At 65.6% G+C, this 11366-nt stretch carries 12 protein-coding genes and 1 pseudogene; 3 read left to right on the plus strand and 10 right to left on the minus strand.

The genetic code is table 11. The features are described 5' to 3' along the window. Window positions 1-25: 25 nt before the first annotated feature. Complete coding sequence (locus B3P22_RS04925; protein WP_275547749.1) at window positions 26-2014, minus strand: alkaline phosphatase family protein; 1989 nt, start codon at window positions 2012-2014, stop codon at window positions 26-28. A gap of 63 nt (window positions 2015-2077) precedes the next feature. Further along, on the minus strand, window positions 2078-2761 hold the full coding sequence (locus tag B3P22_RS04930; RefSeq protein ID WP_275547748.1) for a Crp/Fnr family transcriptional regulator: 684 nt from the start codon (window positions 2759-2761) through the stop codon (window positions 2078-2080). Window positions 2762-2884: 123 nt separating this feature from the next. On the opposite strand from B3P22_RS04930, the gene B3P22_RS04935 reads away from it, so the two are divergent. Continuing rightward, window positions 2885-3409: a DUF962 domain-containing protein gene (locus B3P22_RS04935; RefSeq protein WP_197858586.1), complete on the plus strand. Its 525-nt coding sequence runs from the start codon at window positions 2885-2887 to the stop codon at window positions 3407-3409. An 80-nt stretch (window positions 3410-3489) separates the two neighbouring features. Here B3P22_RS04935 and B3P22_RS04940 read toward each other — a convergent pair whose 3' ends face one another. Both B3P22_RS04940 and B3P22_RS04945 read right to left on the minus strand, forming a co-directional pair. Further along, on the minus strand, window positions 3490-4236 hold the full coding sequence (locus tag B3P22_RS04940) for a hypothetical protein (RefSeq protein ID WP_275547747.1): 747 nt from the start codon (window positions 4234-4236) through the stop codon (window positions 3490-3492). A gap of 130 nt (window positions 4237-4366) precedes the next feature. Further along, window positions 4367-5155: a helix-turn-helix domain-containing protein gene (locus B3P22_RS04945; protein WP_275547746.1), complete on the minus strand. Its 789-nt coding sequence runs from the start codon at window positions 5153-5155 to the stop codon at window positions 4367-4369. 122 nt (window positions 5156-5277) lie between these two features. Here B3P22_RS04945 and B3P22_RS04950 point away from each other — a divergent pair, with 122 nt between their 5' ends. Then, the gene (locus B3P22_RS04950) at window positions 5278-5679 is read left to right on the plus strand and encodes a hypothetical protein (RefSeq protein WP_197858589.1); all 402 of its coding nucleotides are present in this window, start codon (window positions 5278-5280) and stop codon (window positions 5677-5679) included. A gap of 10 nt (window positions 5680-5689) precedes the next feature. On the opposite strand, the gene B3P22_RS04955 is transcribed toward B3P22_RS04950, so the two are convergent. Further along, window positions 5690-6427 (minus strand): sulfite exporter TauE/SafE family protein, encoded by a 738-nt coding sequence (locus B3P22_RS04955; protein ID WP_296270143.1) that lies wholly within the window; start codon window positions 6425-6427, stop codon window positions 5690-5692. Then, the gene (locus B3P22_RS04960) at window positions 6424-6783 is read right to left on the minus strand and encodes an antibiotic biosynthesis monooxygenase family protein (RefSeq protein ID WP_275547744.1); all 360 of its coding nucleotides are present in this window, start codon (window positions 6781-6783) and stop codon (window positions 6424-6426) included. The genes B3P22_RS04955 and B3P22_RS04960 overlap by 4 nt, the downstream gene beginning before the upstream one ends. Before the next feature lie 85 nt (window positions 6784-6868). Between B3P22_RS04960 and B3P22_RS04965 the strand changes: the two genes are divergently transcribed. Beyond that, window positions 6869-7561 (plus strand): ArsR/SmtB family transcription factor, encoded by a 693-nt coding sequence (locus B3P22_RS04965; protein ID WP_296270144.1) that lies wholly within the window; start codon window positions 6869-6871, stop codon window positions 7559-7561. 162 nt (window positions 7562-7723) lie between these two features. On the opposite strand, the gene B3P22_RS04970 is transcribed toward B3P22_RS04965, so the two are convergent. The 4 genes and pseudogenes from B3P22_RS04970 to B3P22_RS04985 form a co-directional block, all read right to left on the minus strand. Further along, window positions 7724-8716 (minus strand): sulfate/molybdate ABC transporter ATP-binding protein, encoded by a 993-nt coding sequence (locus tag B3P22_RS04970; protein WP_296270145.1) that lies wholly within the window; start codon window positions 8714-8716, stop codon window positions 7724-7726. A 41-nt stretch (window positions 8717-8757) separates the two neighbouring features. Then, window positions 8758-9624: a sulfate ABC transporter permease subunit CysW gene (cysW, locus tag B3P22_RS04975; RefSeq protein ID WP_296270147.1), complete on the minus strand. Its 867-nt coding sequence runs from the start codon at window positions 9622-9624 to the stop codon at window positions 8758-8760. Window positions 9625-9634: 10 nt separating this feature from the next. Beyond that, a complete protein-coding gene (gene cysT, locus B3P22_RS04980; RefSeq protein WP_296270149.1) occupies window positions 9635-10447 on the minus strand; it encodes a sulfate ABC transporter permease subunit CysT in 813 nt (270 codons plus the stop codon). 98 nt (window positions 10448-10545) lie between these two features. Continuing rightward, window positions 10546-11366: pseudogene (locus B3P22_RS04985) on the minus strand (sulfate ABC transporter substrate-binding protein); the annotation flags it as partial.

Consider the following 11366-nt stretch of genomic DNA (forward strand, 5'->3'; position numbering starts at 1 on the left):
TTTTATGGGCGGTTCTTTCGTTTGCTCAGCGCAGGTGCTCGTCCCTGGTTACAGCGCCACGATTTCCGGGGCTGGCCTGCGCCGTCGTTGCCGGAGCGGATTCGCGCTCGGCGACGAAGGTGGCGGGCGCCGAGCCATCGGCATTGAGCTGCATGATGCGCGTGGGCCGGCCCTGGTCGTCGAAGAACACCTGGCCGAGGCCGGCGCCGTTCCACAGGCGCTCGCCGGCGCGGCTGCGGTCGGGAATCAGCGGGGTGACGCGCATGCGTCGGCGCTTGGTCAGCCAGTTGAGCGGCGACCATGGCGCGTAGAGCCAGCGGTTAAGGCGGTCGAACCAGTCCAGCAGCCTGGGCGGAAATTCGTTCTTGATGCCGCTGCTGGTGATCTGCCAGATGGTCGGGCTGGCGCGTTTGTGGCGGATGCTCACGCGGTAAACGAAGGAGTAGTGCACGTCGCCAGAGAGGATGACGAAATCCCTTGGCGTGCGCGAGTGGCGGAAGATGTTCATCATCACCCGCGCTGCGCCGCGATGGGCCATCCAGTTCTCCGCATCGACCATCAGCGGGTGGCCGGCGTAGGTGAACAGCTTCTGAATGCCCTCGATCAGCTTCACGCCGAACATCGGTGCTGGCGAGACGATGATGCAGCTGGGGTGGTCGAGTAGCGCCTGCTGGAAGTCGCACAGCGCTTCCCAGTCCATCAGCCCCGAGGGTTTCGACAGGTGCCCTTCGCTGCGCCAGCGGCGCGTGCGCGTATCGAGCACCAGCAGCGCCGGAGTGGTCGGCAGCACGTAGTGCCATTGTTCGAACTGTTGCAGTTGGTCGATCAACGCGTCCTGCATCTCGGCCTGAAGGTGGTCGTCCTGGCGCTGCTGCAACAGGTCGCTGAAGGCTTGCAGCGGCTGCTCGAACACGTCCGGGTTGTTGCCCCAGCCCTGGCACAACAGGTAGGCGAGCAGGGCGTTGCCGATGATGCGCTTGGAGAAGGGATGGCCGTAGGCGGTCTGCTCCCAGCGCGCGGAGAGGTTCCAGTCGTCGGTGACGTCGTGGTCGTCGAAGATCATCAACGTCGGCAGGTGGGCGAACGCCCGAGCCGCCTGGCCGAGGGTCTGGCGAAAAGCGTCGATGCGCTGGCGCTCGTCGGCGTAACGCTGCTGTTGTTGCTCATCCAGCGGCGGCTGGTCTTCCGTGATCAGGGTCCAGGGCACTGGCGACCAGACCAGCAGGTACATGGCGATCATCTCGGCGAAGGTCACCAGGTGGTTGTCGGCGCTGCTGGTGGTGAATACCGGCTTTTCCACACCGCCGAAGAACTTGTCGCGCAGGGTCTGGTTGCTCTTCACCGCCGGCAGCAGTTCAGCGCGCTGGTAGTAGCCAACCGAGTGGCCGTAGAGCGCCTGGCTGTCCTCCACCACGGCGCCTTCGAGGAACTCGTCGAACAGACCGAGGCGGGCGATCAGTTGGTGAATGGCGCACAGCATCGGCCCGGCGACGTCGTCGACGTACACCTGGTCGCCACTCATCAGCAGCAGGGCAGGGCGCTGGGTGGCTTCGGGCTGCTCAGCCAGCAGACGGTCGGCGCACAGCAGGCCGTCGCTGGCGGCGTGGTGCGGTCTGCGGCAGGAGCCGTGCAGCAGCTGGTCGACCCGTGAACGCAGGACGAAGTCGGCGTGCTCGGCGCCCTCATGCAGCAGATGCGGCGCCCAATCGCGCATGCCCTGTACGGTATCGCCATCGAGGATCTGCAGGTCGTAGGCGATGCGCACGTCCTGCGGCAGCGCCTGCGCGAGCGGCAGGTCGATCAGGTGCAGCACGGCATGACGGCCCAGCGGCAACTGCTGGCAATGTTCGGCCAAGGCCTCGGTGCGTTGCGCCTGGTTCTCGGCCTGCAGGGTCAACTGCAGGTTCAGCTCACGACTGGCCAGCAGCCACAGTACCAGGCGGCCGGGCTCCAGGCGGCGCAGTATCGGACCGGCGAGCACAGCGGGTAGCGGAGCGTGAGCAGGGTCTCGCATCGGTACGGACTTCTTCGGCTGAGTAATTGGACAGGGCTTGGACAGTGGCGGGACGCCAGCCGTTCACGAGGCCAGCTGGCGCAGGCGCTCTAAGTCGAGAATCTCGATCTCGCCGTAGGTCAGCTGGACCACGCCCTGCGCCTGCAACTCCTTGAGAATCTGGTTGGTGGTCTGGCGCGACAGCGAGAGCATCAGCGCCAGCTGTTCCTGGGCCAGGTGCAGCACGCGGCGCGGTTCGCTCTCGCCGTAGTTCTCGGCGATCAGCAACAGGCGCCGGGCCAGGCGTGGTGCAGCCGGCAGCAGGCTCATGTCCTCCAGGGCGACGAAGGCCAGACGCAGCTTGTGGCTCATCAGCAGGGCGAAGTCGCGCCAGTACTGCTGCTCGCGCTCGAGCAGCGCGAGCAGTTCATGCTGGGGCAGCAACAGCAGGGTGCTGGCGCTTTCGGTGAAGGCATCGTGGGTGCGCGGCAGGCCATCGAACAGGGAAATTTCGCCGAACCAGTAAGGCGGCTCGACCAGGGTCAGCAGCGCCTCCTTGCCGTTCTCGCTGACGGCGCCGACGCGCACCGCCCCTTCCACCACCGCATAAAGCCCGCTGGGCTTGTCGCCACGACGAAACAGCCGCTGGCCGGCGTCCAGACGCTGCACCTGGGCCATGTCCAGCAGGCTCTGGCTCAGCGCCGGAGGCAGTGCGGCGAACCAGTGGCCCTGGTTCAACTGGCTGAAGTAATGATGCGGATCGGGCATTACGGTTCCTGGACGGTTGCGCGGTGGTGCGGCGATCCCTGCCATTGTCGGCTAGCCGACAGTGCGACGAGCGGCGGCGAGGTGATCATGCTCGGGCCTGTTTCACATATGAGGACGATAACAATGAAAACCCTCGTCGATCACCTGGCGCAGTATGCCGCCTACCACCGCGACCGACGCAACATCGCCAGCCATTTCATCGGTATCCCGATGATCGTGCTGGCCGTCGCCGTGCTGCTGTCGCGCCCTGGTTTCCAGCTTGCCGGCCTGTGGCTGGCCCCGGCGACGCTGGTGGCGCTGGCTTCGGCCTGGTTCTACCTGCGGCTGGATGCCCGCTTCGGCCTGGTCATGAGCGCGTTGCTGGCACTGAGTCTGTGGCTCGCGGCCAAGCTGGCGGTGGCGAGCACCGGCCTGTGGCTGGCGGCAGGGCTGGGTCTGTTCGTGGTCGGCTGGGTCATCCAGTTCGTTGGCCACTATTACGAAGGCCGCAAGCCGGCGTTCGTCGACGACATCATGGGGCTGATCGTCGGCCCGCTGTTCGTGGTGGCTGAACTGGCCTTCCTGCTCGGCCTGCGCAAGGAAGTCGAGCATGCCGTGGTGGAGATCGCCGGGCCGACCTGCATTCGCGAGAAGAAAGCGCTGGCCTGAGCGCGCGCTGCTTCTTCTGTTCGTCGCGGCTGAAGCCCCTCCCACAGATTCCGTGGGAGGGGCTTCAGCCGCGAGCCTTTCTAGTACATCGCCATCCACTGGGTCGTCATCGAGCGTGCATGGCGATCCACGGTGATCGGGGCGAAGGGGCGGCCGGAGACGCTCTGCAGGGCATTGCTCTGGCTGTTCATATCGGCTAGTGCGGCGCGCAGATAGCTCCAGCGCGTCTGCAACTTGCTCACCTGCGGATCGGCTTGCTCCTCGAGCGCCTGCAATTCACCGTCGATGGCCGGCAACAGCAGGCGTTCGTCCTGGCCGAGGTAGGTGCCGGGTTGTTCCCGGGCGATCTCGAAGGTGCCCAGATAGGAGCGGCTGAGGTACTGCACGCTGAGGTACTCGACCTTCGCCGCCAGCTCGCTCTGGCCCTCGGCGCCAGGCAATGCGCGGGCCGCGCTGAGGAAGTCGCGCAGCGCGCGGCTGAGGTCTTCGGGAAAGCGCCAGGGCACATTCTCGTCACCGGGGCCATAGGAAACACCGTTGCGCAATTGGGTAACGAGTGCCTGATGGGCGCTGGTGAGTTCCGCGCTGCCCTGCGGCAGGCTCTGCATGGCGCCGGCCAGAGCGGCCAGATCGGCTTCCAGGCGCTGCTGATGGGTCTTCTGGAAACCCTCGCCACGTAACAGCATCAGGCTGCTGGTGGCGCGGCTGGCATGTATCTGAATCTGTTCCTGCGGGCTGACGGCTTCGGCGAAGGCCAGGGGCGAGAGCCCGACGAAGAGTCCGAGCGACCAGAGAAAAGCATGGCGCAACAGTGCTTTACAGCGCATCCGGGGTGCTCCTTGTTATTGTTTTGAGCAGGTATGCATTGGCAGCGTCGACGACGCAGCGCCAAGACTACTGCGCCAAGCGTAGCGGAGCATGACCCGAAAGAGTGATTTCGTCGGAAATCGCCACCGTTCAGAGGCTTTTCATCAGATTGCGCAGGTACTCGGCGGTGAAGGCGTCGGCGGGGAAGAAGGTTTCCAGTGCCAGTTCGGCGAGGGTCACGTCATTCGGCGTACCGAACACCGTGATGGTGCTGATCAGGCTGAGCACGCCCTGCTCGCTGTGCAGTTGCAGCGGTACCAGCACGGCGTCGCTCGGTGGCGCAGGGACTTCCGCCGGCGCCGGGTAGTCGCGCAGCTCATCGAGTAGGGCGAACAGGGCGTCGTCGCCGCTGATCTCCGCATCGCGCTGCAGGCGCATCAGCAGGTGCGCGCGCCACAGCGACAGATTGGCGATGCGCGGGGCCAGGCCCTCGGGGTGCAGCGACAGGCGCATCACGTTGAGCGGCGGGCCGAGCAGGAAATCCGGCATGCCGGCGAGGAAGGCGGTGGCCGCCGCGTTGGCGGCCAGCAGGTTCCACTGCCGATCGATGGCAAGCGCCGGATAGGGCTCATGGGCCTTGAGCAATTGCTCGATGGCCTGGCGCGCGGGGGCCAGTGCCGGGTCGGTCAGATCGTGCTGGCTGTACAGCGGGGCGAAGCCGGCTGCGCTGAGCAGGCGATTGCGCTCGCGCAGGGGAATGTCCAGCTGCTCGGCCAGATGCAGCAGCATGTCGCGGCTGGGCTGGGCGCGGCCGGTCTCGACGAAGCTCAGATGGCGCGTGGAAATCTCGGCCTCGCAGGCGAGGTCGAGCTGGCTCAGGCGGCGCCGCTGGCGCCATTGGCGCAACAGGGCGCCGGCGGTCTGGGATTGGCTGTTCATGGTCTGCACGATAGTGCAGTCAGGTCATGTCAGCCATTACCTGGCAGGTAATCGACGCCCTGATGGTTTCGGCGAAATCTGTAGGCCAGGCACCGCTCCGGTGCCCTTACGGAGAATTCGTCATGAACGTACTGCAACCTTCCCCGATGCTACGCAACGCCCTCATGCTCGATGGTCTGCTCAGCGGCGTCACCGGCCTGCTGCTGGTCCTGGCGGCCGGCTGGCTGGGCGCCTTCCTCGAGTTACCGCGCCTGCTGTTGCTGGTCGCCGGCAGTGCCCTGCTGCCCTTCGCGGCGATGCTGGTGTGGCTGTCCAACCGCGCAGAAATCAGCCGCACGGCCATCTGGGCGGTGATTGCGGTCAACGTCGTCTGGGTGGTCGACAGCCTGCTGTTGCTGGTGGTGGGTTGGGTGTCGCCGAACCTGTTCGGCCACGCCTTCGTCATCGCTCAGGCTCTGGCGGTCGGGCTGCTGGCCGAACTGCAATGGTTCGGCCTCAGGCACTCGCAGGCTGCCGTGGCCTAATGAGGCCGGCTCAGAGGCCACGCAACGCCAGCTCGGCGCCGAGCAGCAACAAGCCGATGAAGAACCAGCGTTTGAAGCGCTCCGCGCTGATGCGTTTGCGCAACCACTGGCCGGCGGCCATGCCCAGTAGGGCAGGCAGCAAGGCCAGGGCAGACAGCCCGAGCACCGCCGGTTGCAGCAGTTCACCGCTGTGACCGAGCGCTGCCGCCAGGGCCAGGGTGGAGACGCTGAACGACAGCCCCAGCGCCTGCACCAGGTCGTCCTTCTCCAGGCCGATGGCCTGCAGGTAGGGTACGGCTGGAATCACGAAGACGCCGGTAACCGCAGTAATCGCACCGGTGATGGCGCCGATCACCGGGCCTAGCCACGCTTCCTTGGCCCGCTCCACACGAAAGTGCACCTTGGCCAGGCCGAGCACCGCGTAGAGCACCAGGGCAGCGCCCAGCCAGCGGGTTGCCCCGGGCAGGTCGAGACTCTGCAGCAAGCCGGCGACCAGCAGCGTGCCGAACAGGATGCCCAGCAGCATCAGCCACAGGCGGCGCGCCATCGGCAGCGGGCTGCGGCCGTCGCACAGTTGCCAGATGTTGGTCACCATCGATGGGATGATCAACAGCGCGGCGGCTTGCAGTGGCGCCATCACCAGGCCGAGCAGACCGACGGCGATGGTCGGCAGACCGAGGCCGACCACGCCCTTGACCATGCCGGCGAGCAGAAAGGTGACGAGGATCAACGGTAGGTGGTCGGTCATCGCGCCGCCCCCTGCTCGTGGATCGCCCGGCTGTCGGCAGGCGCCTCGTCGCGTTCGTGCATGCCGTAGTCGCGCAGCACCTGGGCCACGCGCAGACGATAGTGACCGAAAACCTCCTCGCGTCCTGCCGTCTGTGCGCGTCGGTGTTCATCGCGCTGGCGCCAGGCCTGGACCGAGGCTTCGTCCTGCCAGAACGACAGCGACAGGATCTTCCCTGGCTGGGTCAGACTCTGGAAGCGCTCGATGGAGATGAAACCCGGCTGTTCGGTGAGTAGCGGGCGCAGCTCTGCGGCGAGGTCGAGATAGTCCTGCTGTTGGTCCGGTTTGGCCTCGACTTCGAAGATCACGGCGAGCATCGGCTTTCTCCCTGGCTGGCTCTGGCTGAAGTTGCCTGCCAGTATCCACATTTGCTGCACGCCATGTTTCGTCATGAGGTGAATTATGGAATACGCACCGGGTTTCAGTTCGATCGCCGCCCTGCTCGCCGATGCCGGGCGTGCTGCCATGGTCTGGGCACTGATGGATGGCAGCGCGCGGCCGGCCGGTGAGCTGGCCTTGCTGGCGGGGTTGTCGCCGTCGTCGACCAGTGCGCACCTGGCCAAGCTGGTGGAGGGCGGCCTGCTGGCGCAGCAGCGGCATGGGCGCAATCGTTACTACCGTCTGGCCGGGCCGGAAGTCGGGCAATTGGTGGAGGCGCTGGCCAGTGCCGCACTGGCTGCACAGCCCCGGCAAGCTCGCGCTATACCGTCCTCGCGGGGCACGCCGCAGCCCATGCGCGAGGCGCGCACCTGCTACGACCATCTGGCCGGCGAGCTGGCGGTCGGCGTATTCGCACGCATGCACGCCGCCAACTGGCTGAGCGAGGAGGGCGATGCGCTGAAGTTGACCGCAAGCGGCGAGCAGGGGCTGCAAGCGCTGGGTATCGATCTGCAGCAGGTAGGCCGTCAGCGCCGCCAGCGACTCTGTGCCTGCCCTGACTGGAGCGAGCGCAAGCCGCATCTGGGCGGTGCGCTGGGCGCGGCGTTGCTGACTCTGTGCGAAGGCGAGGGCTGGCTGCGGCGCAGCAAGGATTCGCGTGCGTTGCAGGTTTCCCCGCAGGGACGCAGGGCGATCATGGCGATTGCGGCTCCGTAGCTTCGTAGGGTGGGCCGGGCGATCCGCTTTAGTCCACCTGAACCCTAGCCGGTGGGCTGAAGCCCACCCTAGGTACTAAGGCATGCCAATGCTTCACCGCGTAGGAGCCCCGCCCCGAGGCGAAGCTTTTCGTCGCGGGGCGCGACTCCTACGGGCGTGGCTTTAGGCTGAGGTGCTGACCGGCTTGCCGCCCTTGGGCTTGAAGTACAGGGTGGTGCCGCGGGCGAGGTTGTTCAGGCTGACGTGATCCTTGGCCACCTCGGCCTCGATCAGTTCGTCCTGGCCTTCGACTTTCAGCGTGATGCGGGTGATCGCGCCGAGCAGGCGGATATCACGTACTTCACCTGCCTTGTGCTCCGGGCTTGGCTCGCTGGACAGGTCGACCTCGTGCGGGCGGAACAGCACGTGGTGGTCGCTGCCGACGTAGAGGCGGTTGGCGTCACCGAGGAAGTGGTAGACGAAGTCATTGGCCGGATGCTCGTAGACCTCGGCCGGGGTGCCGATCTGCTCGATCACGCCCTTGTTCATCACCACGATGCGGTCGGCCACTTCCATGGCTTCTTCCTGGTCGTGGGTCACGAACACGCTGGTCAGGTGCACTTCCTCGTGCAGGCGCGCCAGCCAGCGGCGCAGCTCCTTGCGCACCTTCGCATCCAGTGCGCCGAAGGGTTCGTCGAGCAGCAACACCTTGGGCTCCACCGCCAGGGCGCGGGCCAGGGCGATACGCTGGCGCTGGCCGCCGGAGAGCTGCTCCGGGTAGCGGTCGCCGAGCCAGTCGAGCTGCACCAGGTTGAGCAGCTCGTGCACCTTCTGCTTGATCACCTCTTCGCTCGGGCGCTCGCGCTTGGGCTTCATGCGCAGGCCGAAGGCAACGTTGTCGAACACGGTCATGTGGCGGAACAGCGCGTAATGCTGGAACACGAAGCCGACGTTGCGATCACGCACGTCGTGCTCGGACACGTCCTCGCCGTGGAAGCCGATGCTGCCGCTGTCCGGGGTTTCCAGGCCGGCGATGATGCGCAGCAGGGTGGTCTTGCCGCAGCCGGACGGCCCGAGCAGGGCGACCAGCTCGCCGCTCTGGATGCTCAGGTTGATCTCGTTCAGCGCCTTGAACTGGCCGAACTGCTTGTTGACGCCTTTGACTTCGATACTCATGGCTTATTCCTGGTGGTTCCGTGGGCCGTGCCTCACGGCTGTCAGTCTTCTCGGTTGGCTTGCAGCTGGCGGCTCAGACGCGCTTCGCTCCATTGGCGAAGCAGCAGCACCACCAGGGCCATGACGAGCAGCAGGATCGCCACGCTGAAGGCCGCGACGATGTTGTACTCGTTGTAGAGAATCTCGATATGCAGCGGCAGGGTGTTGGTGTAACCGCGGATATGTCCGGAAACCACCGAAACTGCGCCGAATTCGCCCATCGCACGGGCGGTGCACAGCACCACGCCGTAGATCAGCGCCCATTTTACGTTAGGCAGCGTGACATGCCAGAACATCTGCCAGCCGTTGGCACCGAGCAGGCGTGCGGCCTCTTCCTCGGTGGTGCCCTGTTCCTCCATCAGCGGGATCAGCTCGCGGGCGACGAAGGGAAAGGTGACGAAGATGGTCGCCAGGACGATGCCCGGCACGGCATAGACGATCTGCAGGTTCTGCGAGTCGAGGTACGGCGCGAGCACGCTCTGCGATCCGAACAGCAGCACGTAGATCAGGCCGGCGACCACCGGCGACACCGAGAACGGCATGTCGATCAGGGTGATCAGGATGCTCTTGCCGCGGAACTCGAACTTGGTCACCGCCCAGGCCGCGGCGAGGCCGAACACCAGGTTCAGCGGTACCGAGATGGCGGTCGCCAGCAGGGTGAGTTTCAGCGCCGAGATGGCGTCCGGCTCGCTGATCGCCTCCCAGAAGAATTCCGGGCCGCGGCTCAGGCCCTGGGTCACCACCATGTACAGCGGCAACAGGAGAATCGCGGCGAACACCGCCCAGGCGATGACGATCAGGACGATGGCGCCGACGGAGCGACTGGCCGGGCGCGCAGCCGCGCTCTGGCCAAGGGTTGCAAGGCTCATGACGGGCTCCTCAGAGTTGCGGCTGGATGCGGCGCTGCAGGATGTTGATCAGCAGCAGCAGGAGGAACGACACCACCAGCATGATCACACCGATGGCGGTGGCGCCCGGATAGTCGTACTGGTCGAGTTTGGACACGATCAGCAGCGGCATGATCTCGGTCTTCAGCGGGATGTTGCCGGCGATGAACACCACCGAGCCGTACTCGCCGACGCCGCGGGCGAAGGCCAGGGCGAAGCCGGTCAGCCAGGCGGGCAGCAGGCTCGGCAGCAAGATGTGGCGGAACACCTGCAGCGGCTTGGCGCCCAGGCAGGCTGCCGCCTCCTCGACTTCCCTGGGAATGTCGGCCAGTACCGGCTGCAACGTGCGCACCACGAACGGCAGGGTGACGAACACCAGCGCCAGGGTGATGCCCAGCGGGGTGTAGGCGATCTTGAAGGGGAACAGCGAGCCGATCAGGCCGGTTGGCGCATACAGCGCGGTCAGGGCGATGCCGGCCACGGCCGTGGGCAGCGCGAACGGCATGTCGACCATGGCGTCGATGATGCGCCGGCCGGGGAAGGTGTAGCGCACCAGCACCCAGGCGATGATGGTGCCGAGAATGCCATTGAGCAGGGCGGCGGCCAGTGCGGTGCCGAACGAGAGTTTCAGCGAGAACTGCAGCTGGCGGTTGTTCAGCAATGACCACCACTGTTCGCCGGTCAGTTGCAGCGAGAAGAGGAACATCGCCCCCAGCGGAATCAGCACGATCAACGCCAGGTAGGTGATGGTGTAGCCCAGGGTCAGCCCGAAGCCGGGTATGACCGGGGAAGTGCGACGAGACATGGAGTGTCCTTTTACCTAAAGACAGCGATCGGGAGCCGCGCCCAGCAGGCGCGGCTCCAGTGGCGAATCTCGCGAGGCAATCGCGAATGAATTCGCTGCTACTGGTTGATCTTGCTGAAGATCTGGTCGAACACGCCGCCGTCGTCGAAGTACTTGGGCTGGGCCTGTTTCCAGCCGCCGAAGTCCTTGTCGATGGTCACCAGCTTGAGGTCCTGGAACTGGTCCTTGAACTCGGCTGCGACCTTTTCGTTGCGTGGGCGATAGAAGTTCTTCGCGGCGATGCGCTGGCCTTCTTCGCTGTACAGATGTTTCAGGTAAGCCTCGGCCAGGGCACGGGTGCCCTTGCGCTCGACGTTGGCGTCGACCACCGCTACCGGCGGCTCGGCAAGGATCGACAGCGACGGGGTGACGATCTCCAGCTGGTCGCCGCCTTCTTCGGCCAGCGACAGATAGGCTTCGTTTTCCCAGGCCAGCAACACGTCACCCAGTCCACGCTGGACGAAGCTGATGGTGGCGCCGCGCGCGCCGGTATCCAGTACCGGGGCGTGGCGATAGAGCTCGGTGACGAACTCTAGGGCCTTGTCTTCGCTGCCGAACTTCTCGCGGGCATAGGCCCAGGCGGCGAGGAAGTTCCAGCGCGCGCCGCCGGAGGTTTTCGGGTTCGGGGTGATGACTTCCACGCCGTCCTTGACCAGGTCATCCCAGTCCTTGATGCCTTTCGGGTTGCCCTTGCGTACCAGGAACACGATGGTCGAGGTGTACGGCGTGCTGTTGTCCGGCAGGCGTGTCTGTCAGTTTGGATCGATCAGCTGCTGGCTGAGGTTCAGCGCGTCGATGTCGCCGGACAGCGCCAGAGTCACCACGTTGGCGCGCAGGCGATCGATCACTGCGCGGGCCGGCTTGCACGAGCCACCGTGGG

This window comes from Pseudomonas sp. UBA6323, assembly GCF_002439135.1.
In the GTDB taxonomy this organism is placed as follows: Bacteria; Pseudomonadota; Gammaproteobacteria; order Pseudomonadales; family Pseudomonadaceae; genus Aquipseudomonas.